This is a genomic window from Rhizobium sp. X9, assembly GCF_018873185.1.
Taxonomy (GTDB): Bacteria; Pseudomonadota; Alphaproteobacteria; order Rhizobiales; family Rhizobiaceae; genus Agrobacterium; species Agrobacterium oryzihabitans.
In genome coordinates, this window is the sequence record NZ_CP071311.1 from 461185 (window position 1) to 484074 (window position 22890).

27 protein-coding genes are annotated in these 22890 nt (G+C 59.5%); 15 read left to right on the forward strand and 12 right to left on the reverse strand.

All coding sequences use genetic code 11. The annotated features are described in order from the left end of the window. The first annotated feature begins 515 nt into the window (after nucleotides 1-515). Nucleotides 516-776 carry a DUF1344 domain-containing protein gene (locus tag JZY08_RS02245; protein WP_006699882.1) on the forward strand — a complete coding sequence of 87 codons (261 nt, stop codon included), beginning with the start codon at nucleotides 516-518 and terminating at the stop codon, nucleotides 774-776. Nucleotides 777-1019: 243 nt separating this feature from the next. On the opposite strand, the gene JZY08_RS02250 is transcribed toward JZY08_RS02245, so the two are convergent. The 4 genes from JZY08_RS02250 to JZY08_RS02265 form a co-directional block, all read right to left on the reverse strand. Next, nucleotides 1020-1613 (reverse strand): histidine phosphatase family protein, encoded by a 594-nt coding sequence (locus JZY08_RS02250; RefSeq protein ID WP_216330856.1) that lies wholly within the window; start codon nucleotides 1611-1613, stop codon nucleotides 1020-1022. 94 nt (nucleotides 1614-1707) lie between these two features. Next, complete coding sequence (fabI, locus tag JZY08_RS02255; protein ID WP_003494220.1) at nucleotides 1708-2526, reverse strand: enoyl-ACP reductase FabI; 819 nt, start codon at nucleotides 2524-2526, stop codon at nucleotides 1708-1710. Nucleotides 2527-2657: 131 nt separating this feature from the next. Next, the gene (locus JZY08_RS02260; RefSeq protein ID WP_216330858.1) at nucleotides 2658-3773 is read right to left on the reverse strand and encodes a DnaJ C-terminal domain-containing protein; all 1116 of its coding nucleotides are present in this window, start codon (nucleotides 3771-3773) and stop codon (nucleotides 2658-2660) included. Nucleotides 3774-3984: 211 nt separating this feature from the next. Continuing rightward, nucleotides 3985-4434, reverse strand: a complete 450-nt coding sequence (locus tag JZY08_RS02265) for an RT0821/Lpp0805 family surface protein (protein WP_035218578.1) — start codon at nucleotides 4432-4434, stop codon at nucleotides 3985-3987. A gap of 56 nt (nucleotides 4435-4490) precedes the next feature. Between JZY08_RS02265 and pdxH the strand changes: the two genes are divergently transcribed. Further along, entirely contained in the window at nucleotides 4491-5111 is a 621-nt protein-coding gene (gene pdxH, locus JZY08_RS02270; protein WP_216330860.1) for a pyridoxamine 5'-phosphate oxidase, read from the forward strand. A gap of 180 nt (nucleotides 5112-5291) precedes the next feature. On the opposite strand, the gene JZY08_RS02275 is transcribed toward pdxH, so the two are convergent. Next, complete coding sequence (locus JZY08_RS02275; protein WP_216330862.1) at nucleotides 5292-6071, reverse strand: sulfite exporter TauE/SafE family protein; 780 nt, start codon at nucleotides 6069-6071, stop codon at nucleotides 5292-5294. A gap of 154 nt (nucleotides 6072-6225) precedes the next feature. Here JZY08_RS02275 and JZY08_RS02280 point away from each other — a divergent pair, with 154 nt between their 5' ends. Further along, nucleotides 6226-6531 carry a MazG nucleotide pyrophosphohydrolase domain-containing protein gene (locus JZY08_RS02280; RefSeq protein ID WP_003494231.1) on the forward strand — a complete coding sequence of 102 codons (306 nt, stop codon included), beginning with the start codon at nucleotides 6226-6228 and terminating at the stop codon, nucleotides 6529-6531. A gap of 54 nt (nucleotides 6532-6585) precedes the next feature. Here JZY08_RS02280 and JZY08_RS02285 read toward each other — a convergent pair whose 3' ends face one another. The 5 genes from JZY08_RS02285 to JZY08_RS02305 all read right to left on the reverse strand — a co-directional run bounded on the left by JZY08_RS02285 (nucleotide 6586) and on the right by JZY08_RS02305 (nucleotide 10600). After that, nucleotides 6586-6963, reverse strand: coding sequence for a hypothetical protein (locus JZY08_RS02285; RefSeq protein WP_216330864.1), 378 nt, complete (start codon nucleotides 6961-6963; stop codon nucleotides 6586-6588). A gap of 108 nt (nucleotides 6964-7071) precedes the next feature. Next, a complete protein-coding gene (locus JZY08_RS02290) occupies nucleotides 7072-7746 on the reverse strand; it encodes an HAD family phosphatase (protein ID WP_216330866.1) in 675 nt (224 codons plus the stop codon). 6 nt (nucleotides 7747-7752) lie between these two features. After that, the gene (locus tag JZY08_RS02295) at nucleotides 7753-8190 is read right to left on the reverse strand and encodes a VOC family protein (protein ID WP_003494239.1); all 438 of its coding nucleotides are present in this window, start codon (nucleotides 8188-8190) and stop codon (nucleotides 7753-7755) included. Between the two features lie 386 nt (nucleotides 8191-8576). Beyond that, nucleotides 8577-9992, reverse strand: a complete 1416-nt coding sequence (gene tldD / locus JZY08_RS02300) for a metalloprotease TldD (RefSeq protein WP_216330868.1) — start codon at nucleotides 9990-9992, stop codon at nucleotides 8577-8579. An 83-nt stretch (nucleotides 9993-10075) separates the two neighbouring features. Continuing rightward, the gene (locus JZY08_RS02305; protein WP_003494243.1) at nucleotides 10076-10600 is read right to left on the reverse strand and encodes an invasion associated locus B family protein; all 525 of its coding nucleotides are present in this window, start codon (nucleotides 10598-10600) and stop codon (nucleotides 10076-10078) included. Nucleotides 10601-11010: 410 nt separating this feature from the next. Between JZY08_RS02305 and coxB the strand changes: the two genes are divergently transcribed. The 12 genes from coxB (at nucleotide 11011) to JZY08_RS02360 (ending at nucleotide 21215) form a co-directional block, all read left to right on the forward strand. Then, on the forward strand, nucleotides 11011-11907 hold the full coding sequence (gene coxB / locus JZY08_RS02310; protein WP_137067524.1) for a cytochrome c oxidase subunit II: 897 nt from the start codon (nucleotides 11011-11013) through the stop codon (nucleotides 11905-11907). A 17-nt stretch (nucleotides 11908-11924) separates the two neighbouring features. Further along, nucleotides 11925-13640 (forward strand): cytochrome c oxidase subunit I, encoded by a 1716-nt coding sequence (gene ctaD / locus JZY08_RS02315; protein ID WP_216330870.1) that lies wholly within the window; start codon nucleotides 11925-11927, stop codon nucleotides 13638-13640. A 311-nt stretch (nucleotides 13641-13951) separates the two neighbouring features. Continuing rightward, on the forward strand, nucleotides 13952-14905 hold the full coding sequence (locus tag JZY08_RS02320; RefSeq protein ID WP_035241717.1) for a heme o synthase: 954 nt from the start codon (nucleotides 13952-13954) through the stop codon (nucleotides 14903-14905). Further along, nucleotides 14905-15036 (forward strand): hypothetical protein, encoded by a 132-nt coding sequence (locus JZY08_RS27735; RefSeq protein WP_082183856.1) that lies wholly within the window; start codon nucleotides 14905-14907, stop codon nucleotides 15034-15036. Before JZY08_RS02320 ends, JZY08_RS27735 begins: the two co-directional genes overlap by 1 nt. Nucleotides 15037-15078: 42 nt before the next feature. Beyond that, nucleotides 15079-15696, forward strand: coding sequence for a cytochrome c oxidase assembly protein (locus tag JZY08_RS02325; RefSeq protein WP_035241719.1), 618 nt, complete (start codon nucleotides 15079-15081; stop codon nucleotides 15694-15696). A gap of 61 nt (nucleotides 15697-15757) precedes the next feature. Beyond that, on the forward strand, nucleotides 15758-16633 hold the full coding sequence (locus JZY08_RS02330; RefSeq protein ID WP_003494257.1) for a cytochrome c oxidase subunit 3: 876 nt from the start codon (nucleotides 15758-15760) through the stop codon (nucleotides 16631-16633). 433 nt (nucleotides 16634-17066) lie between these two features. Further along, nucleotides 17067-17453 (forward strand): DUF983 domain-containing protein, encoded by a 387-nt coding sequence (locus JZY08_RS02335; protein WP_216330871.1) that lies wholly within the window; start codon nucleotides 17067-17069, stop codon nucleotides 17451-17453. Between the two features lie 10 nt (nucleotides 17454-17463). Then, nucleotides 17464-18198: an SURF1 family protein gene (locus tag JZY08_RS02340; protein WP_216331491.1), complete on the forward strand. Its 735-nt coding sequence runs from the start codon at nucleotides 17464-17466 to the stop codon at nucleotides 18196-18198. A 52-nt stretch (nucleotides 18199-18250) separates the two neighbouring features. After that, the gene (gene ispH, locus JZY08_RS02345) at nucleotides 18251-19297 is read left to right on the forward strand and encodes a 4-hydroxy-3-methylbut-2-enyl diphosphate reductase (protein ID WP_137037217.1); all 1047 of its coding nucleotides are present in this window, start codon (nucleotides 18251-18253) and stop codon (nucleotides 19295-19297) included. A 92-nt stretch (nucleotides 19298-19389) separates the two neighbouring features. Continuing rightward, nucleotides 19390-20358 carry a homoserine kinase gene (locus JZY08_RS02350; RefSeq protein ID WP_216330872.1) on the forward strand — a complete coding sequence of 323 codons (969 nt, stop codon included), beginning with the start codon at nucleotides 19390-19392 and terminating at the stop codon, nucleotides 20356-20358. Next, nucleotides 20355-20795, forward strand: coding sequence for a ribonuclease HI (gene rnhA, locus JZY08_RS02355; protein WP_003494262.1), 441 nt, complete (start codon nucleotides 20355-20357; stop codon nucleotides 20793-20795). The genes JZY08_RS02350 and rnhA overlap by 4 nt, the downstream gene beginning before the upstream one ends. A 111-nt stretch (nucleotides 20796-20906) precedes the next feature. After that, nucleotides 20907-21215 (forward strand): Dabb family protein, encoded by a 309-nt coding sequence (locus tag JZY08_RS02360; RefSeq protein WP_003494265.1) that lies wholly within the window; start codon nucleotides 20907-20909, stop codon nucleotides 21213-21215. A 217-nt stretch (nucleotides 21216-21432) separates the two neighbouring features. Here the strand turns inward: JZY08_RS02360 and JZY08_RS02365 are convergent, their stop codons facing one another. Both JZY08_RS02365 and JZY08_RS02370 read right to left on the reverse strand, forming a co-directional pair. Beyond that, on the reverse strand, nucleotides 21433-21918 hold the full coding sequence (locus tag JZY08_RS02365; RefSeq protein WP_216330873.1) for a peroxiredoxin: 486 nt from the start codon (nucleotides 21916-21918) through the stop codon (nucleotides 21433-21435). A 122-nt stretch (nucleotides 21919-22040) separates the two neighbouring features. Beyond that, on the reverse strand, nucleotides 22041-22889 hold the full coding sequence (locus JZY08_RS02370; RefSeq protein ID WP_216330874.1) for a protein-disulfide reductase DsbD domain-containing protein: 849 nt from the start codon (nucleotides 22887-22889) through the stop codon (nucleotides 22041-22043). Nucleotide 22890: the final 1 nt, after the last annotated feature.

Below are 22890 nucleotides of genomic sequence, written 5' to 3' on the forward strand. Positions count from 1 at the left end.
GGAAAACAGGGCCGACCTGCGGACAGGGGCCGTTTAAAACAAGCGGATTTGTCATAGTGGAAAATGAGACCAAGGCAAAAGCCTTTCTTTCGTTGCGGCGGGATAAGTGCGGTGCAGGAGATCGGGACGTGTCAGCCCTCATTCCTGTGCCTGTCACAGGAATCCAGTCGACGCGGCTCTCGCGCGGCGGGAAGGATTCCTTTCAGCCCAAGGACTTGGTCTGGCTGGATCTCTGTGACAAGCACAGAGATGAGGTGGGGTGGCGATTCGCACCGGCCGGTAACGTTTTTCGAGATGACAGAAATGTAAAAACGCTGCAGTTTTCCACGCTAATCCGGAGTTTTCCAATATTGCTGCGAAATGCGGTGTAAAAATCACTAACGGCTTGAACGCGATCCCAAATCCGTTCATCAATTGGGCCGAAAATGTCATGGTTGCGGGCAATTTCCGCCACATTCGAAAGGCAATTCTTCATGCATGTAAGGTTTTCACGCAAATCCACGAAAGCTAGATCGATGCGTATGATGATTGCCGCCCTTCTGGCTACCGCCAACCTTTTGATGCCCATCAACGGCTTCGCCCAGAGCGTCGACGTGGAGGGAACGATCAGCAAGATCGACGCGAATGGCCTCAGCATTACCCTGAACGACGGCAAGACCTATCGCGTGCCGGAAGAGTTCAATTTCGAAGGCCTGAAGGCGGGCGTCAAGGTCGTGGTTTTCTACACGGAAGTGGATGGCAAACGCGTGGTCGACGATCTTCAGGTCGTTGAGTAAATTTCCAGGCGGTAGCTATCATCCACCCTCATTCCTGTGCCTGTCACAGGAATCCAGTCGACGCGCGTCCGCGCGGCGGGAGGAGTTCTTTTCAGCCCAAAGACTTGGGCTGGCTGGATTCCTGTGACAAGCACAGGAATGAGGGAGTTCCCTGAAGAACCGGCCAGATTGAAGTCGCCCGTTGCTATTGATTTTTACGTCGCGACTCTTTCCGCGATTGAGGCAGCCGTCGCGGCACTTCCCTCACGAAATCCACTCCGCCCTACTCCTGTCCATCTCGACTTTCAAAATCCGGTCCTGCGGGATTTGCGTCCGTGAGGCCTCGTCCTTGTCCATGCCTGACACCAGCCGGAAGATGGAGCGGATGACGCCGCCATGGCAGACGCATACCGTCGGAACCTCGACGGACGATAGCCATGCGCCGATGCGCCAGGAGAGGATTTCATAGCTTTCGGCATCCTGTCCGGGGGGAATGAAGTCCCATTTGTTGGCCTTGCGCGCCTTCACCCGGTCGGGAAACTCTTTTTTCAGTTCCGGAAGGGTCTGGCCTTCCCAGTCGCCAAAGGAAACTTCGACCAGACGGTGATCGGTGCGGTAGGCCCTGGGATCGAGCCCCATGGCCCCGCGCATCAGTTCCATGGTCTCGCGCGTGCGCCCGAGCGGGCTTGCCACGTAGTCGAAATCATCAGCCGATGCGCCGAGAATACGCGCCAGGACCTTGCCGTTGCCGACCGCCTGCTGGCGGCCAAAATCATTGAGCGGAATGTCTTTCTGGCCCTGAAGCCGGCGTATCGCATTCCAGTCCGTTTGTCCGTGTCGGATCACATAGACGAGCAAGGCGATACCCCTGTTTCAAGCATTCCTGAAGCGGGATGGCGAAAACTGAGAGCAGTTTTCGCCATCCCGCTCTAATTATTTGATCTCGTGGCGGTCAGTCCTTGACCACCGAAATATCCGGCGCGTCCACCGCCTTCATGCCGATGGTGTGGTAGCCGGAATCCACGTGGTGGATTTCGCCGGTCACGCCCGTCGAAAGGTCGGACAGCAGGTAAAGCGCCGACTTGCCGACTTCCTCGATGGAAACGGTGCGCTTCAGGGGCGCATTGTACTCGTTCCATTTCAGAATGTAACGGAAGTCGCCGATGCCGGAAGCCGCAAGCGTCTTGATCGGGCCGGCGGAAACGGCGTTGACGCGGATGCCGCGATTGCCGAGGTCGACGGCGAGATAACGCACGCTTGCCTCGAGTGCGGCCTTGGCCACGCCCATGACGTTGTAGTTCGGCATGACCTTCTCGGCACCGTAATAGGTCAGCGTGACGATCGAGCCGCCATCATTCATGACAGGCTCGGCGCGCTTGGCAACGGCGGCCAGCGAGAAGACGGAAATGTCCATGGTGCGGTTGAAATTGTCGCGGCTGGTGTCGAGATAACGGCCGGTCAACTCGTCCTTGTCGGAGAAAGCGATGGCGTGCACGACGAAGTCGATCTTGCCCCAGTGCTTTTCCAGCCCGGCAAAAACCGCATCGATCGTCTCGAGATCGGTCACGTCACAGTGGCCGGCCATGAATGCACCGAGTTCCTGCGCCAAGGGCTCGACGCGCTTCTTCAGCGCATCGCCCTGCCAGGTGAGTGCGAGTTCCGCGCCTGCGTCCGCGCAAGCCTTGGCAATGCCCCAAGCGATTGAACGATTATTGGCGACGCCCATGATGAGGCCGCGTTTGCCAGCCATGAGGCCGGATGCCTGAGCCATTTTATGCTCCCTGATACTTTCGATTGATCCTGCCTATGGCATAGGCTGCAATCCTGTTCAAGATTGCCAAAGATCATCAACTGTTAGGGAGCGTAACAAAGGGTGCGTTGTCCCGCCTATTCGCAAAACTTTCACAAATAGAGGCCTTCGCGCATGTGCCGCATGAGGTCGGTCACCTTTTCATCCGGCTTTTCGAGCAGGATGATGCGCAATTCAATGACGAGATCGCCATACCCGCCCTTGCCATCGGCAAGACCCTTGCCGTCAAGCCTGAGCACACGATCAGAGCCGGACCAGGCCGGAATGGTGAGATTTTCCTCACCGAGCGGCGTTTTCACGATCGTTTCGCAACCCAGAACGGCATCGCCGAGCGAGATCGGCAGAGTCGTGTGAATATCGAAGCCGCGAACGGAAAAGATGTCGTCGCGTGCAGCCAGCAATGTCACGGCAAGATCGCCGCGCGCCATGTTGGGAAGCTTCAGCCCCTGTCCCTTCAGCCGCACCACGTGACCATCGGTCATGCCGGGTTCGAGCTGGAAACGGGCTTCGCGCTCCTCGGCAAGCGCAACGGTGATCCACTTGCGCTCGAGGAGGTCTGCGACCGTGACGGTGGCTTCCGCCGTGATATCAGGTGCTTTTTCCGGTGCCGGCTGCGGTGCGCGGAAGCGGCGCACGAGGGCGCTGAAGAGATTGGCGGCAAGCGACGCTGAGGAGGTTTTGTCGTCGGCGGTACCCGGCTGCGCCGTTTCGCCGGCGCCCGGTATATCGCTTCTTGCACCGCTGGCCGCCGCTTTCGCTGCTTCCGCCGCCTGCTGCACCTTGGGATCGTTCTGCGCCTCTGCGCCAAATATCCGCTCGACGATATCCTCGGCCGTTTCCGGCCGGCCATCTGTCTTCTGGCCGGTCTGCGCCCGGTTGCGGGCGTCCGCACGGGCCAGCTCCTCCATCAGCTTCTCGGCGGCTTTGGCGCGCTCGGCAGCCTCGCGTGCCGCCTCCCGCTGCTGCATGATGGTTTCGCCGCGCTGCTTCTTCTCGGCCGCCCTGCGGGCCTGATCGTAGAGATCGCGTTTCTTGGGGTCTCTCAAAAGATCGTAAGCCTGACCGATCTCGGCGAATCGCGCCGAGGCATCGGGGTCGTCGCGATTGGCGTCCGGATGGACGGTTTTCGCCTTCGTGCGCCAGGCGGCCTTGATTTCCTCGTGGCGGGCGTCACGTTTTACTCCGAGGATCGAATATGGATCGCGCATGCGAAACACCAGTTACATTGGCTCAGGTGCATGCTGCCGCTCATGGCGCAATCCTGAAACTAACCCCTCCGAAAAGGGATGCCCGCGATCATTCGCCTGCACGCCCTCGTTTTATCAACGTCGACTGTTGCAATAAGTTGCTAATCAGTTCTTTACGGAGGATACGCGCCGGGCTGGGGCCGGCCTTATTCCATGCGCCAAGGTAAACAGATTATTTCTGCTCGAAGCGTGTCAGCAGCCATTCGCCGGTTTCCGACAGGCAGGCCTGGCCGGCATAGGCTGCAACGCCCTCGAAGGAGTGGCGCGTCGTCCTGAATTCCCGGCAGACGAAACCGCTGGATTTGTCTTCGTGAATGGCGGTGACGACGCCGGCGCTGCCGGTTGCGGCATTGGCCCAGGGCAGCGGCTGGTCGGCAAGTTTGGCCAGATCCGCCGATGTCACCGCGTTGCGGATGGTCGCGTCGTCGGTCTGCGGCCCGTTATTCTGCTGGTTTGGAACGGAAGCGGTGGAAAGTGAGCGGTCGACCTTGTCGCCGCCGAACAGATCGAGGCTGACGCAGCCGCTCAGCACCACGAGCATTGAGACGACAGCGGAAACTTCCGCGATCGACGAAAGGAGGCCCTTTGTTCGACTGTTCGACTTTGCTATGACGGTCACCATCTTTCACCAGAGATCATCTCTGGGGTCCAAATCAGCTCGGGAGCATTTTAGTCAATATGTCGGAAACGGGGTTAACATCCAGTGACTTCACTGAAGAAAATGAACCGTTCACGCTTTTTGCCGAATGGCTGAAGGACGCGACGGCCTCCGAAATCAACGATCCGAACGCGGTCGCACTCGCAACCGTGGATGAAAACGGCCTGCCGAATGTGCGTATGGTGCTGCTGAAGGACGTCGATGATCGCGGCTTCGTTTTCTATACGAATTTCGAAAGTCAGAAGGGACGCGAAATCCTCGGCCAGAAAAAAGCGGCCATGTGTTTCCACTGGAAAAGCCTGCGTCGGCAGGTGCGCCTGCGCGGGGAGGTGGAGATCGTCACCGACGCGGAAGCGGACGCCTATTACGCTTCGCGCCCGCGCGGAAGCCGCATCGGCGCCTGGGCGTCGAAGCAGTCGCGGCCGCTGGAAGGCCGTTTCGCGCTGGAGAAGGCCGTCGCCGAATATACCGCCAAATATGCGATCGGCGATATTCCGCGCCCGTCCTACTGGTCCGGGTTCCGCATTCGCCCCGTCAGCATCGAATTCTGGCACGACCGCAAGTTCCGCCTGCACGACCGCGTCGAATTCCGCCGCGAGACGCCGGATGCGATCTGGTCCAAGGTCCGCATGTACCCTTGATGCGACAAATGCGGGCCGTTTGAGCTGTTGGTGAAATCTCACGCCAAACTCGACGTCATCCTCGGGCTTGACCCGGGGATCCATGGTCGCGCCTGATTGTGGATCCTCGCCTCAAGGGCGAGGATGACGGAAGAGCAAGCGCACTGTTGTTGCAGTTGAAAGGCAGTCCCTTCTCTCCACCTATTTCAGCAGCGAATCGAAGAGCGGCAGGCCGATGACGGCGGAAATGGCGATCAGGCCGTAGCAGATGCGCCTGAACGCCGCCTCGTCGGCAAGCCCGTGCAAACGCGCGCCGGCATAAAGACCCGCCCCGTAGAATGGCAGCGCCAGCAGGAAGAAAACCAGGACATCGGCGGTGAACAGGCCGCTGAAAAAATAGCTGGCGGTGGAGATTACCGTCGAAATCGCGAAATAGAGAATGACATTGGCGCGCACGAAGGCGCCCTTGAGGGCGCCGCCGAGCCAGTAGGCAACGATGGGTGGGCCACCCAATTGTGCAGCACCCGAAAACAGCCCGGCGACAAGCCCGGTGAACAGGGTCAGCGGCGTTTTCGGCCGGCCGCTATAACGCCAGCCGGAAAGCAGGAACAATAGGAGCACGACGACCACGACGGAGATGATCCAGCGCAGCGTGAGTGGATCGCCGTTGGAAAGAAGAAGTGTTCCGAGCGGAACGCCGACAAGCGCGCCGGCCGCCATGGTGAAGACTTCCCGCCGGTCCGCCATGCGCCATGCGGGCGGTATCATGCCGAGTGTCAGGACACCGTCGACCACCAGCAGAACCGCCGAGGCGATGCGCGGCCCGACGATGGCGCTCGCCAGCGGAATGAAGATGAGGGCTGCGCCGAAACCGGAAAAACCGCGCGCAAGGCCGGCGAGAAAGGCAGCGCCCGCAAACATCGCAAGCAGCGACGGGCTATGCGCGGTGATGAGAGCCGAGAAAAAATCGAGGTGGGACATGGGCGATGGCACGGTTGTTCGAATACCTTTTCCCTATCTCGCTTGCAGGCGCATGTCGCGAAAATTTCCGTTCATGGTTGCACGACCCCCTTAAGGGTCGACGCCGTTGGAGAATCATGATTAGAGTTGTAGCGCAGGAACAAAGGATGAACAAATGCTTGCTGTCATGATGCATCAGTTTGAAGAAGCCTCGCAAAAATATGCTGCTGAAAATGGAATCTTCCGCGACCCGGACTGGTACATGCTGAAGCTTCAGGAAGAGGTTGGCGAGGTCACGCAGGCCTGGAACCGGCTGACGGGGCGAGGGCGCAGCAAGGGCACGAGCAAAGAGGAGATGAAGCGGGATCTGGCCGACGAAACCGCCGATCTCCTCGGCCATGTGCTGTTGCTGGCCCATTATAACGGTCTCGACATCAAAGGGTCGATAGAACGCAAGTGGCGCTTTACACCGCCGGCATGACAGTTCGTGGCGTGCGATTCGACCTCCACGTTGCCGGCTCTGCTACTGCTGCGATTATGAGAGCGAGACCATGAAGAACAGAGTTGCGAGAATGGCGGCCACCGGTGTCATGACCCGCCGCTCCGCACGGCTTCGCGACATGGCGTTCAATCCGATGCTCACCGCAAGCGTGCAGGCGATGATCCAGATGCCGGCTTCGATCCAGCCTGCCGGCCAGAGAGTGATGACGCCTGCCTTTTGCAGCGGAAAAGATGCGGCAAGGGCGTAGATCGCGACAGACCCCACACTGGCAATGCGCTGCGTGGCTGGAAGAACCCTGTGCTCGCCGCCCCAGGCGAAGCGACCGAGAGGCGCACCCGCCGCAAGGGTAATCTGAAATGCGGAAAGAACGAGCAGGATAAATGTCGCGAACGACACGGCGACAAGCAGCATGACCACTCCATTTATGAATGCGCTGACAATGAATTCGAACAGGATCGGCCTTTCAGCCGATATGTGCCTCATCATAAAGACCAATGGCTAAAGCCATGTGACGCGCTTTCATGCCTCTGAAAGCTGCGCCTTTTTCAGGAGGCCTGCAACCGCATGAAGGTCACTCGATATGGCGATGCATTTTTCCCGCATTTCATCCGTCGGCGGCGCGACATCAGGCACCATGATCGTCAGCATGCCAGCCGACGAGGCGGAGCGGACGCCGTGATAGGAATCCTCAAGCGCAAGGCACTGCCCCGGATCGATGCCGAGACGTTTTGCGGCGGTCAGATAGGGCATGGGCGAGGGCTTCGGGTCCGTGTAGTCGCCGCGTGCGACAATGGTGTCGAAACGCCTGAGCAGATCGTAGGGCCCGAGATGGCGCGTCACCGATTCATGCCGCGAGGACGTGGCGATGGCGCGGCGAATGTCGAGCCGGTCGAGGAGATCGAGAATCTCGACGACGCCGGGTTTCAGCGCTACGCCTTCCGCCATCAGCACGGCAAGATGCCGGAGCCACGCGTCGCGGAAGCTATCGATGGGGAAATCCGCGCCATAATCGGCAAAGATGGTTCCGGTGATGACGTCCCACGGGCTGCCGCAGACCTTCTGATAGGTCTCGACCCGCATGCCGTGGCCGCCCTCATCCGATGCGGCCAGAAAGGAATCGCGATAAAGCGTCTCGCTTTCGATCAGCAATCCGTCCATGTCGAAAACGACAGCATGAGGAAGAAAAGGCAGCATGGTGACTTAACCGAACCGGAAGGGGCGTTCGCCGAGGCTCTCGAATGGGCGGATCAGATAGCCGTCCGGATCGGCGACGATGAATTGCCGGTTGCCGACCTCGACGGTGCCGCGTCGGTACCATTTTTCTTCCGGCGACAGGACAAGATCGATCATGGCCCGCTCCAGCCGCGCGAGAACCGGCTGCAGCGAGGGGACGGCGAGCTGCAGGTTCATGCCGCGCCCCAGCGGAAATTCAAGTGCTGCATTTTCCGCAACGAAGGTCCGGGTCGCGCCGATCTGGTCGATCATCAGCTGCGCGTCGCCCAGCGCCAGATAGGCAAAACCCTCTTCGGCACGCTCATAAACCACATGAAAACCGATCAGGTCACAATAAAAAGCGCGGCTTTTCTGCCAGTCGCTGACGGCTAGTTCCGGGACGAGGGCATTTCGTATGATGGTCATGGTCTCCTTTGCCGCGCAAGCCCGGGGGTGGGAGGAGTGGCCTGCGGTGGTGGGGCGATCTTAGCGTCTTACAGGTGACTTGCCAGAGAAATCCTCATCATGGCAGCCATGTGCGAGGCTGTGGGCTGAGACTGCCTGCGACGCTACGGGCTGAACCTGGCGCAGGAGGTTCCATTTTCCATCGGGCCACGACATTCCCACCGTCATGCCGGACTAGATCCGGCATCCAGCCAGCCCAAGTCCTGGGGCTGAAAAGGAGTCTTTCTCGCCGCGCGGACGCGCGTCGGCTGGTTTCCGGCTCAGTGCCGGAATGACTGATGTGGATTTCGCCACATCACGACAAGGGCCGCGCCGTGCATCGTCACTTATGCCGCAAGCCGCGAGCTCTACGCCTTCGTGCCGCCGACGGTGATCTGATCCATGCGCAGATGCGGCTGGCCAACGCCGACCGGCACCCATTGCCCGGCCTTGCCGCAATTGCCGATGCCCGTGTCGAGTTTGGAAGCGTTGCCGATCATTGAGACACGCTTCATCGCGTCCGGCCCGTTGCCGATCAGCATCGCGCCCTTGACCGGCGCGCCGATCTTGCCGTTCTCGATCAGGTAGGCCTCGGTGCAGCCGAACACGAATTTGCCGGAGGTGATATCCACCTGTCCGCCGCCGAAGGAAACGGCATATATGCCCTTTTTGACCGAGGCGATGATCTCCTCCGGCGTCTTGTCCCCAGACAGCATGTAGGTGTTGGTCATGCGTGGCATCGGCACATAGGCATAACCCTGCCGACGCCCGTTGCCGGTGGCCTTCGCGCCCATCAGCCGGGCATTCTGCCGGTCCTGCATGTAGCCCACCAGCCTGCCGTTCTCGATCAGCACATTATAGGCCGAGGGTGTTCCCTCATCATCGATGGTCAGCGAGCCGCGACGGCTGTCGATGGTGCCGTCATCCACGACGGTCACGCCGGGAGCGGCCACCATCTCGCCCATCAGGCCGGCGAAGGCCGAGGTCTTCTTGCGGTTGAAATCGCCTTCCAGACCGTGGCCGACCGCCTCATGCAGCATGACGCCGGGCCAGCCGGAGCCGAGCACCACATCCATGGTACCAGCAGGCGCATCGATGGCGGTGAGGTTGACCAGCGCTTGGCGCAGCGCCTCGTCGGCGCCGCGCTGCCAGTTCTCCGTCGTGATGAAATCGCCAAAGCCGACGCGGCCGCCAATGCCGTAGGAGCCGCTTTCCTGCCGGTCGCCTTCACCTGCGACCACGGAAATATTGATGCGGGTCATGGGCCTGACATCGCTGACGCGGTGGCCATCGGCGCGCAGAATATCCACCACCTGCCAGCTTGCGGAAATCGTCGCCGTCACCTGCCGGACATTGGCATCCTTGTCCCGCAGATAAGCGTCGATGTCGGTGAGAAGTTTCACCTTCTCCTCGAAGCTCGGGCTGCCGATCGGGTTTTCGTCGCCGTAAAGCTTCTTGTTGGTGCGCTGGGGTGCGGCGGCATAGGAGCCTGAATAACCTCTGGTAACTGCGCCGACCGCGTCCGAAGCACGTTTCAGCGCACTTTGAGAAAGCTCGCCCGCATGGGCGTAACCCACTGTCTCGCCGGCAACGGCGCGCAGGCCAAAACCCTGGTCGGTGTTGAAGGAGCCGCCCTTGAGCCGGCCATTGTCGAAGGTCAGTGATTCGGCCTGCGCATGTTCGATGAAAAGTTCGCCATCATCCGCGCCGGTGAGCGCTTCGGCGACCAGCTTGCGCAATTGCGTCTCGTCGCAATCGAAGAGATTTACAAGGTCGTTGGTCATCGGCGGCTCCAGTCTTGATCGTTATGACCGATTTAGGGACTGGAGCGGGCAGAAGCAAGGCTGGCCTTTGATGGCAAGCAGTCTTAAGGAAGCGCGTCGTAGCCTTCGGCAAAGCCGGTCAGCTCGATCGGAATGCCAACGCGATCCTGATCGACGGATTCACGCAGCGCAAAAACGGCGGCTTTGCCGGCGCGCAGAACCTTCAGCAACTCGTCGTCAATATCCACTTCCACATAGCAGCCTTCGGAGAAGCAGCGGGTGAAATAGGCCCGGCCGATATTGTTGTTGTCGATATAAAGCTCCATGCCATCCTTCAGGAGAACACCGAGCGGCGCGAGGATGCGCAGGATGCGCGACTTGCGGTCGGCGGTTTTCAGCACCACCACCGAAAGCCCCACTTCCGGGCGGTCATCGGCAATCACGTTCTGCATCAGGGCGCATTGCTCTTCGGAGGCGCCGGCCGGCTTGTCGCAGATGACAGACCATGCGCCATGCGTCGACTTCGGCGTGCCGGGCGGCTGCTGTTGCGCCAGCGCCGCAGCGGCGGGGGCGATGATGGCAAGACCGGCGGCGGCAAGAAAAGTGCGCGCGAGCGGGGAAAGACGCATGGATACCTCTGGGATTCGAATCAGTGCGGCTATTCTGACGCCATAATCCGGAAAAAAAAGCCTTGAGCCTTCAATTCCAGCGGAGTTGGGCGGAAATAGGACCTGTCCGTGCGTATGGACGTGTGATTTGCCTTGCACGACATTTATTATCCGGCGACGAAACTGGCCGCAAACCCGGCGTTAAGCAGGGGCTTTGTCGCATTTGCGCTGTTTGAAACTGCGTTCCGCCAGTCACTCCGGCATGGGAGCGGAGAAAGTCGTCCGTGGATTGACCAATGGCAAAATTGGGGCGCATCCGTGTCCCGACGCATATTGCGGCTGAGGACAAACTGTGGTTTGAAGTTAGTACCATTAGCATGGATTCTGCGTTTGTGATTGATCAAGATCAGACGCGTGAGGGAGAGGGTACCGTGACGAATAGGATTTACGCAGCACTGGCGGGGATGACCTGTCTGCTCACGGCTGTCGGCGCCCAGGCCGATCAGCCGGTGCATTGGCAAATGGGCATGCAGGAGGCAGCCACGCCGATCATGCACGAAATACGCTGGTTCGAACAATATACGCTTTGGTTCATTGTTCCGGTTACGCTTTTCGTTCTTGCGCTGCTCATTATCGTCGCCTTGAAATTCCGCGCCGCGAAAAATCCGGTGCCTTCCAAGACCAGCCACAACACGACGATCGAGGTTGTGTGGACGCTCGCGCCGGTTCTCATTCTCCTGTTCCTCGCTTTCCCCTCGTTCAATCTTCTGAACGCACAGCTGACGCAGCCGGAAAACCCGGACCTGACGCTGAAGGCGACCGCGACGCAATGGCTGTGGAGCTATGAATACAAGGCCGCTGAAGGCGCAGAGCCGCTCTCCTTCGACAGCTACATGCTGAAGGAGCAGGATCGCGCCGCTGCCGGCAAAGAGGACAAGGCCCGCTATCCGCGTCTTCTTGCGGTAGATAATGAAATGGTCGTTCCGGTCGGCAAGACCGTTCGCCTTCTGGTCACCGCCGCTCCGACGGACGTGATCCACGCCTTCGCCATGCCCGCTTTCGGCGTCAAGATCGACGCCGTTCCGGGCCGCCTCAACGAGACATGGTTCAAGCCGGAAAAGGAAGGCCTTTATTACGGCCAATGTTCCGAGCTTTGCGGCAAGGACCACGCCTTCATGCCCATCGCCATTCGGGTGGTTTCCGAACAGCAATACAACGCCTGGCACGCCGCCGCCGCTTCTGATCTGAACGGCGCGAACCGGGCGCTGATGGCCTCAATCGACGGTGCTCCGCGCACGGTTGATGTTGCGGCCAACGAAACCAACTGACGACTGGAGTGAGGACAATGGCTGGACCTTCCACACACGACGATCATCACTCGCATGGTCATTCCGCAAATGAAGCGCACGCGCATGACGATCATTCGCATGATGCGCATCATTCCCATACGCCGGGCTTTTTCGCCCGCTGGTTCCTGTCCACCAACCATAAGGACATCGGCACGCTTTATCTGATCTTCGCGATCATTGCCGGTATCGTCGGCGGCGGGCTTTCCGTCGTCATGCGCATGGAGCTTCAGGAGCCCGGCATCCAGATCTTCCACGGTCTGGCCGCCATGGTTTACGGCTTCGAGGGCGACGCCGCCATCGACGGCGGCAAGCACATGTTCAACGTGTTCACGACAGCGCATGCGCTCATCATGATCTTCTTCATGGTCATGCCGGCCATGATCGGCGGTTTTGCCAACTGGATGATTCCGATCATGATCGGCGCTCCTGACATGGCTTTCCCGCGCCTCAACAATATTTCCTTCTGGCTGATCGTTCCGGCTTTCATCCTGCTGCTCCTGTCGCTCTTCGTCGAAGGTCCGGCGGGCGCTTACGGCGTGGGCGGCGGCTGGACCATGTATCCGCCACTTTCGACGAGCGGCATGCCGGGACCGGCGGTGGATCTTGCGATCTTCTCGCTGCACGTCGCCGGCGCATCCTCGATCCTTGGTGCGATCAACTTCATCACCACCATCCTCAACATGCGCGCCCCGGGCATGACGCTGCACAAGATGCCGCTGTTCGCCTGGTCGGTTCTGGTCACCGCATTCCTGCTCCTGCTGTCGCTGCCGGTTCTGGCGGGTGGCATCACCATGCTTCTGACCGACCGCAACTTCGGCACGGCATTCTTCTCGCCGGAAGGCGGCGGTGATCCGATCCTCTACCAGCACCTGTTCTGGTTCTTCGGTCACCCGGAAGTGTACATCCTGATCCTGCCCGGCTTCGGCATCATCAGCCATATCGTGTCGACCTTCTCCAAGAAGCCGGTCTTCGGTTATCTAGGCATGGCTTACGCCATGGTCGCCATCGGTGCCGTCGGCTTCATCGTCTGGGCCCACCACATGTATACGGTCGGCCTGTCGCTTGAAGCGCAGCGTTACTTCGTCTTCGCCACCATGGTCATCGCGGTGCCGACGGGTATCAAGATCTTCTCGTGGATTGCGACCATGTGGGGCGGTTCGCTGACCTTCTCGACCCCGATGGTCTGGGCGATTGGCTTCATCTTCCTGTTCACGGTCGGTGGCGTCACCGGCGTGCAGCTCGCCAATGCCGGTCTCGACCGTTCGCTGCATGACACCTATTACGTCGTGGCGCACTTCCATTACGTGCTGTCGCTCGGTGCGGTATTTGCGATTTTCGCCGGCTGGTATTACTGGTTCCCGAAGATCACCGGCTACATGTACAACGAGTTCATCGGCAAGCTGCACTTCTGGGTGATGTTCGTGGGCGTGAACCTGATCTTCTTCCCGCAGCACTTCCTCGGTCTTGCCGGCATGCCGCGCCGCTACATCGATTATCCCGATGCCTATGCCGGCTGGAACCTGGTATCTTCCTATGGTTCCTATATCTCGGCCGTTGCCGTGTTGATCTTCCTGTTCGGCGTATGGGAAGCCTTCGCCAAGAAGCGGATCGCCGGCAACAATCCCTGGGGTGAAGGTGCGACGACGCTCGAATGGCAGCTGTCCTCGCCGCCGCCTTACCACCAGTGGGAACAGCTTCCGCGCATTCGCTAATGCGTGGCCGGAAAGCGCAGGCGGGGCTTGCGCATTCCGGTGGCTGAAAATGGGATGGCACGGTATCGTTTCGTGCCGTTTCCCGCATCTGAAGGCATATCCGGAGGCGTGAGGCATTTTGTCCAAGCGAATCCGGGCGCCTGACATGATAAATGCCAAGCGCTGGGCTAAGATGGCATTCGACGCTTTATTCCGGTGACAGCCGCAAAGAACAAATCAAAGCGCCGCCATACCGAAAAAGCCATTCGGTTTTCGGGCCGGTGCAAAGGATGCCGCGGCAAGCGGCATTCGTAAGAAAAACAGGACAAGAAATGACCGTTATCGACAATCGCGAAATGCTGGGTGCGGAAAGTTCCGAACTTTCGGAAGCCGGCGCGCGCGATTATTTCGAATTGCTGAAACCGCGCGTCATGTCGCTCGTCGTCTTCACGGCCTTTGCTGGCCTCGTGCTCGCGCCCGGCGAAATCAATCCGGTTCTTGGGCTCATCGCCATTCTCTGTATCGCCGTTGGCGCCGGTGCCTCTGGCGCTCTCAACATGTGGTACGATGCGGATATCGACGCCGTGATGACCCGCACCGCCAGACGGCCGATCCCGTCGGGCCGCGTCGCCCCGGGCGAGGCGCTCGCCTTCGGATTGACCCTCTCTGCCTTTTCGGTGGTCATCCTTGGCCTTGCGGTCAACTGGTTCTCGGCCGGCCTGCTTGCCTTCACCATTTTCTTTTACGCCGTCGTTTATACGATGTGGCTGAAACGCTCGACACCGCAGAACATCGTCATCGGCGGTGCTGCCGGCGCTTTCCCGCCCATGCTCGGCTGGGCCTGCGTGACCGGCGGCGTCTCGCTCGACAGTATCATCCTGTTCCTCATCATCTTTCTCTGGACGCCTGCGCATTTCTGGGCGCTTGCCCTGTTCAAGATGCGCGATTACGGCTCCGTCGGCATTCCGATGATGCCGAACGTGGCGGGCGAGCGTTCCACCAAGAACCAGATGATCGTTTACGCCGTGCTGACCGCAGCCGCTGCGGTCGCGCCGTATTTTACCGGTCTCGCGAGCGTCGGTTACGGCATTTTCGCGGCGGTGCTGAGCGCGATCTTCATCTACTGTTCGTTCGATGTCCGGCGCATGCCGGAAGGAGACGAGAAGATGCTGCCCGCCAAGAAGATGTTCGCCTATTCGGTGCTTTACCTCTTCGCCATCTTCTCCGGCCTTCTGGCCGATCATTTCGCGCCGGCCCTGAAGGCCGTGATTTCGGGAGTTCTGTGATGGAAACGGTAGAACTGAGCGCGGCGCAGAAAAAATCGAGACGCGGGCGCAACATCGCGCTCGGTGTCGTGCTCGCGGGGCTGGTGGTGCTGTTTTACATCATCACGATCATCAAGATCGGTTCGCATTGACGGCCTGACAATGAGAGCTTGACTGGAGGAGTGGAGGAGGAGATGGCGAATATGGGAGCAGAAACGGCAAGGTCCGGCACGCAGCGGGTGAGCAATCGCTCCATCCTCGTGCTCTGTCTCGTGTTTTTCTGCGCGATGATCGGCATGGCTTATGCCGCCGTGCCCCTTTATACCCTGTTCTGCCGCGTCACCGGCTATAACGGCACGACCCAGCGCGTCGAGCAATATTCCGACGTCATTCTCGACAAGACCATCAATGTCACTTTCGACGCCAACACGTCGAACGGCCTCAACTGGGATTTCCAGCCGGTCGACAGGAAGGTCACGCCGAAGATCGGCGAAACGGTGCAGGTTACCTTCAAGGCGACCAACCGCTCACCGGTTGCGACCACGGGCACGGCGGTCTTCAACGTCACGCCCATGGAAGCGGGCGCCTATTTCAACAAGGTGGAGTGTTTCTGCTTTACCGAAACGACGCTGCAGCCGGGCGAAACGCTCGAAATGCCGGTGGTGTTCTTCATCGATCCGGACATCGCCACGGCGCGCGAAACCAAGAGCATTCATACTTTGACGCTGTCCTATACGTTTTATCCGGCCAAAACCGAAAAACCGGTTGCGTCCTTGCCGGTAAAAACTGAATCTGGCGAAAGCAAATTGTGAGAGGAGATCTGGCCTTCATCTTAAGGCCGGATCAGGGAAGAGATACCAGGGGATTGTCGCAATGGCAGATACGCATCAGAAGAACCACGATTACCACATCATAGATCCAAGCCCCTGGCCACTTCTGGCCTCGATCGGCGCCTTCATTCTGACCTTCGGCGGCGTCTGTTACATGCGTTACCTGTCAGCTGGCTCCTTCAAGCTGTTCGGCATGGAAATGGCCAATCCCTGGCTGTTCTATATCGGCCTCGTCATCGTGCTTTACACCATGTACGCATGGTGGGCGGACACGATCAAGGAAGCCAATGAAGGCAGCCATACCCGCGTCGTTTCGCTTCACCTGCGTTACGGCATGATCATGTTCATCGCCTCGGAAGTGATGTTCTTCGTCGCGTGGTTCTGGGCCTATTTCGATGCGAGCCTGTTTCCGCACGAGGCCATTCAGGCCTCCCGTCTCGAATATACCGGCGGACAATGGCCGCCCAAGGGCATCGAAGTCATCGATCCCTGGCACCTGCCGCTCTACAACACCGTTATCCTGCTTTTGTCCGGCACCTGCGTCACCTGGGCGCACCACGCCCTGCTGCACAATGACCGCAAGGGCCTGATCACCGGTCTCGTGCTCACCGTCGCCCTCGGCATCCTGTTCTCGACCGTGCAGGTCTACGAATACATGCACGCCCCGTTCGACTTCAAGAATTCGATCTACGGCGCGACCTTCTTCATGGCCACCGGTTTCCACGGTTTCCACGTGTTCGTCGGTACGGTTTTCCTTCTGGTCTGCCTGTTCCGGGCCATTGCCGGCGGTTTCACGCCCAAGCAGCATTTCGGCTTCGAAGCGGCCGCCTGGTACTGGCACTTCGTTGACGTTGTCTGGCTGTTCCTGTTCTTCGCCATCTATATCTGGGGTGGTTGGGGCGCGCCGGTACACGGATAATTGCATCCGGTAGAGACCCAGGCCCGAAGCAAGGCATCGCTTTTGGAGCGAGCGGGTCCAACTTGTTTCTTCTCCCCGCCGGGGAGAAGTCCGCGGCAGCGGGATGAGGGGGCGACGTTATCGATAGACCGGGAGCTAGCCCCCTCATCCGACCCTTCGGGCCACCTTCTCCCCGGCGGGGAGAAGAAATGCAACGCCGAGTAACGAGCTATTGCCCTTGTCTGGAGGTGAGCTTCCTGCAGGCTCGGCGTCATCCTCGGGCTTGACCCGAGGATACATAGCTCCGCTCGAATCGTAGGTCCTCGGGTCAAGCCCGAGGATGACGGAGGAGGGAGGATAGGTCCTTCGTCAACACTTCACGGGCGGCGATGCCGCCCTCGTGCTTGAGCGCCTTCCCAGCAAAGGGTTGCAGGCTGAAGCGGGAGGTCTCACCATGTCTGAACAATCAAACGGCAATTTCGCGCCGGTCGATCCCATCAAGGTGGGCTTGAAAGGCTGCTGCCCGCGCTGCGGCAACGGCCGGCTGTTTGACGGCTTCCTGACCCTTAAGCCGGCCTGCAGCGCCTGCGGGCTGGATTACGGTTTTGCCGATGCGGGGGATGGCCCTGCCGTCTTCGTCATGCTGATCGTGGGTTTTCTGGTGGTCGGGCTGGCGCTCTGGTTCGATCAGCGTTTTGCGCCACCCGTCTGGGTGCATGTCATGCTCTGGTTGCCTTTTACGGTGATTGTCTCGCTCGTGCTGCTGCGCAAGCTGAAAGGGATCATGATTGCGCTGCAATACCGCAACAATGCAAGCGAAGGCAGGCTTGATCGTGAATGACGTTTCCCACATGAAGGCGGCGGAAAGACGGGTCTGGTTCGCCGCGCCGCTGGTGCTGCTGGCACTTGCCATCCTTCTCGGGCTTGGCACCTGGCAGGTGAAGCGTCTCTATTGGAAAGAGGCGCTGATCGCCGATATCGAGGAACGGCTGAATGCTGGCCCGGTCGCGCTCTCCGATATGGAGGCGATGGCGAAAAGCGGCGGCGATATCGAATATCGCAGGGTCAGGCTGTCAGGCACTTTCGATCATGCCCGCGAACGGCATTTCTTCGCCACCCATCAGGGCCGAACCGGTTATTACATCTACACGCCGCTGACGCTTGCCGATGGCCGCATTCTTTTCGTCAATCGCGGCTTCGTGCCCTTCGAGATGAAGGAGCAGGCCAAGCGTCCAGACGGCCAGGTCGCCGGCGAAGTCAGGATAACCGGGCTGGCGCGCGCGCCGCTGGCGGCGAAGCCATCCTCGCTGCTGCCCGATAATGATATTGCCAAGAACATCTTCTACTGGAAGGATCTGGCGGTAATGGCCTCCAGCACCGATATCCCCTCCGATCGGCTGGTCCACCTTTTCGTGGATGCCGACAATACGCCCAATCCCGGTGGCTGGCCGCAGGGTGGCGTGACGCTGATAGATTTGCCCAACAATCACCTCCAATATGCGATAACGTGGTATGGCTTGGCGGCGGCCCTTGTCATCGTCGCCGGTTTTGCCTATTTCCGGAACGGTAAGGCACAGGGTGACTAAAGCGGGCGCCGTCCGGTAAGGCAGGTTATCGGGCAAAGGCCAAGGAGCACGAATGAACATCGCCGTTTCCAAACCCCCTTTGACGATAAGGCTGTGCGGACCGCGCGGCTTTTGCGCGGGCGTGGACAGGGCGATCCAGATCGTCGTGCTGGCGCTCAAGGCCTATGGCGCGCCGGTCTATGTTCGCCACGAAATCGTGCATAACCGCTATGTGGTGGAAGGGCTGGAAGCCAAGGGTGCGGTCTTCGTCGAGGAGCTGCATGAAATCCCCGCCGAGCACCGCGAACAGCCGGTGGTCTTTTCCGCCCATGGCGTGCCGAAATCCGTGCCGGAAGATGCGCAGGCGCGCAACCTGTTCTATCTCGATGCCACGTGTCCGCTGGTCTCCAAGGTTCACAAGCAGGCAATGCGCCACCAGCGCCTCGGCCGCCATGTCGTGCTGATCGGCCATGCGGGTCACCCGGAAGTCATCGGCACCATGGGGCAATTGCCCGAAGGCACCGTCTCGCTGGTCGAAACGGTAGAGGATGCCGGCACTTATGAACCGGTCGATCGTGAAAACCTCGGTTTCGTCACACAGACGACATTGTCGGTTGACGATACCGCCGGCGTTATCGCCAGGCTTCAGGAACGCTTCCCGGCCATTCAGGCGCCCGCGGCCGACAGCATCTGTTACGCAACCACCAATCGTCAGGATGCGGTCAAGCAGGCGGCGCCCGGCTGCGATCTGTTCATCGTCGTCGGTGCGCCCAATTCCTCCAATTCCAAGCGGCTGGTCGAGGTGGCGCTGCGCGCTGGCGCCAAACACTCGGTTCTGGTGCAGCGGGCAGCGGAAATCGACTGGGATGCGATCGGCGATATCCGCACGGTTGGTCTGTCAGCCGGTGCGTCTGCACCGGAAGTCATCGTCGACGAGATCATCGAGGCCTTCAAGGCGCGGTTTGACACGACGCTTGATCTGGCTGTTACGGTCGAGGAAACGGAACATTTCCTCGTTAATCGTGAGCTGCGCAGCATTGAGCTGACGACGGACGACATGGCTTTCGTCAACGGCAATGCCAGCAACGCCCTGCCGCCCAAAACCGCCGCCGGCGCCTGAAACGGAATGGCGGTCGATGCGGGCGGTTCTCGCCTCGCATCTGTCATCCTCACCCCAGATTTCCACTCCATCCTTCATCAAGAGATTTGAAATTGGCAGTTTATACGGACATCACCGAAGATGATCTGAGGAATTTCCTCATACAATATGACGTCGGCACGCTCACCTCCTACAAGGGCATTGCCGAAGGTGTCGAAAACTCCAATTTCCTGCTGCACACCACCAAGGACCCGCTGATCCTGACGCTTTACGAAAAGCGCGTGGAAAAATCCGATCTGCCGTTTTTCCTCGGCCTCATGCAGCATCTGGCCGCCAAGGGCCTGTCCTGCCCCTTACCTTTGCCGCGCAAGGATGGCGAGCTGCTGGGAGAGTTGTCCGGCCGCCCGGCGGCGTTGATCTCCTTCCTCGAGGGCATGTGGTTGAGAAAGCCGGAAGCGAAACATTGCCGCGAAGTTGGCAAGGCACTGGCCGCCATGCATCTGGCCGGTGAGGGCTTCGAGATCGAGCGCCCCAATGCGCTCTCCGTCGAAGGCTGGAAGGTGCTTTGGGACAAATCCGAAGCCCGCGCCGACGAGGTGGAGAAGGGCCTGAGGCAAGAAATCCGCCCGGAAATCGATTATCTGGCCGCCCACTGGCCGAAGGATCTGCCCGCCGGCGTCATCCATGCGGATCTGTTTCAGGACAACGTGTTTTTCCTCGGCGACGAACTTTCCGGCCTGATCGATTTTTACTTCGCCTGCAACGATCTGCTGGCCTATGACGTGTCAATCTGCCTCAATGCCTGGTGTTTCGAGAAGGATGGCGCTTATAACGTCACCAAGGGCAAGGCGCTGCTGGAGGGTTATCAGTCGGTGCGTCCGCTGAGTGCTGAGGAGCTCGATGCGCTGCCGCTTCTGGCGCGTGGTTCCGCACTGCGGTTCTTCCTGACGCGGCTCTATGACTGGCTGACGACGCCGGAAGGCGCGCTGGTGGTGAAGAAGGACCCGCTCGAATATCTGCGCAAACTGCGGTTCCACCGCTCCATCAGCCATGTCGCCGAATATGGGTTGGCTGGCGAATGAAACATGTCGATATCTTCACCGATGGCGCCTGTTCCGGCAATCCCGGTCCGGGCGGCTGGGGTGCTGTCTTGCGTTACGGCGAGGTCGAGAAGGAACTGTCCGGCGGCGAGGCGGAGACGACCAACAACCGCATGGAGCTGCTTGCAGCCATTTCCGCGCTGAACGCGCTGAAAAGCCCCTGCGAGGTCGATCTCTATACCGACAGCGCCTATGTGAAGGACGGGATCACAAAGTGGATTTTCGGCTGGAAAAAGAAGGGCTGGAAAACCGCCGATAACAAGCCGGTCAAGAATGTCGAGCTGTGGCAGGCGCTGGAGGCGGCGCAGGAGCGCCACAAGGTCACCCTGCACTGGGTCAAGGGCCATGCCGGCCACCCGGAAAACGAGCGTGCCGATGAACTGGCGCGCAAGGGCATGGAGCCCTTCAAACGGCGGTAATGGAAGCCTGTTCTGCTGCGGTCTTTATAATCCGGGGTTGTGAAAACTGAAACCCGATCTATCTTGTCGTCAAACAGCCGGACAGTGTTCCGGCGGAGGAGAGGAATTCGGATGATCCTGCATTGTGTATTTTTGCGCTTCAAGGCTGCGACGGCATCCTCTGAAAAACAGGCGATCTTTGAGGCGATTGCGGCCCTGAAGGACGTGATACCCGGCATCATCGATGTGAAATACGGCCAGAATGTCTCGCCCGAAGGCCTGAACGGCGGTTTCGTAGACGGTTTTATCGTGACGCTTGAAAGCCCCGAGGCCCGCGACGATTACCTCGCTCATCCCCAGCATATGGAAGTCGGAGAACGTCTCGTGTCGCTGACCGATGGCGGTCTGGCCGGGCTTCTGGTGTTTGATATGAATGTCTGAGGGGAGGGCGGCTTGGCCGCCCTTTTTGTTTGTGGCTAAAAGCAGCGTTGATGCGTTTGGCGATGTCGTGTCAGTCGATACACCGTCACCCCGGACTTGATCCGGGGTCCAGCGCGATCAAGTCCTTGATCGCAAAAGACCCTTATCACGGCGCAGACGCGCCGTGGCTGGATGCCGGATCAAGTCCGGCATGACGGAGAGACTAAGCCACCAGCTCTCAAAGCTGCTCGATCATCGCCGCAGCGGCCGAAACCGTCGCCTGGCCAGGGTTTTCCTCGACATTGAGCGACTTCACCACGCCGTCTTCGACCAGCATCGAATAGCGCTTGGAGCGTACACCGAGGCCGCCGCCGGAAAGGTCGGCATCAAGGCCAAGTGCCTTGGTGAAAGAGGCATCCCAATCTGCGAGGAAGTGGATCTTGCCCTGGCCGCCTGACGATTGCGCCCATGCGCCCATCACGTGCCAGTCATTGACGGCGACAACCGCGATGTCATCCACGCCTTTTGAGAGAATGGTGTCGCGGTTTTCCAGATAGCCCGGCAGGTGGTTCAGCGAGCAGGTGGGGGTAAAAGCGCCGGGCACGGCGAAGAGCACGACCTTCTTGCCGCCGAAAAGCTGATCGGTGGTGGTTTCCACCGGGCCGTCGGCCGTCTTTTCCTTGAAGGTTGCGGAAGGCAGTTTTTCGCCGATCTTGATGGTCATGTCCATGCTCCTGTGGCCGTTCGGTTCGCGCGACTATAGAGCAACCAAATGAAACGTGTCATGCGGTTTTCGCGGGAAATTCCATTGCGGAAGCGATCGCGCAGGCGTCGCCGCCGAACCGATCAGGGCTTTGGAAAATTGAGCATCGTTTCCATGGCCCGGTCGCCGGATTTCACCAGGATGGGCCAGCTGTTGCCCTGCACCTGATAGGTTTTCGGCAGGCCCTTGATGTTCATGTAGAAAGAAAGCTTGCGCTTGTCGCGGACCATGTTCTGCGGCTCGTAATAGGCAAAGCCGGAGGGACCGGCGATGAAAATGTCGGTTTCCTTCGGCGCGTTTTCCGGCAGCTGCAGCTGCACGCCGAGCATGGTCTTGTCAGGTGTGATATGGAAATCGGTCACCTTGAAATCGTCTGATGCCGCTTCGGGCAGTGTCTCGCGCGCCTCTTCCAGCAGGCGCCGTTCCTCGCCGTCGTCATTGCCCGCATTGCCGCGCTCAATCGAAAACGTCGCCTCGAAGGGAATGCAGATATTCTGGCAGACACCGATGAAGGCGGTGAGGTCGATCTTCCCGTTGGCCGATGTATCGGCGGCTTTCAGCTGAAAGGGAAGGCTGACGGCGTGGTCATAGCCGATATCGGTGAGGTCGCCGTTTTCGATGAGCTTCGGAACGGGATAGGCCATGGAGATCAGGCTCACGCCGCTTGCCGGGTCAAGCGAGATCTTCGGCGGTATGCCGGCTTCACCCGGTTCGCGCCAATAGGTAATCCAGCCGTCTTTCGGTTCGATCTGCAGCACGCCGCGCACAACGCCGTCGGCATCCATCGCAAGGCTTGCGACGCGCATCTGGCCGCCCTCGCTTCTCGCCCAATCGGTAATTTCCGCCTGGGCGGCTTGTCCGCCGCCGAGGAAGGCGGCGAAAGCGGCCGCGAAACGAAGATGTGAAAATCGAAAGAATGTCCTGACGCTCATA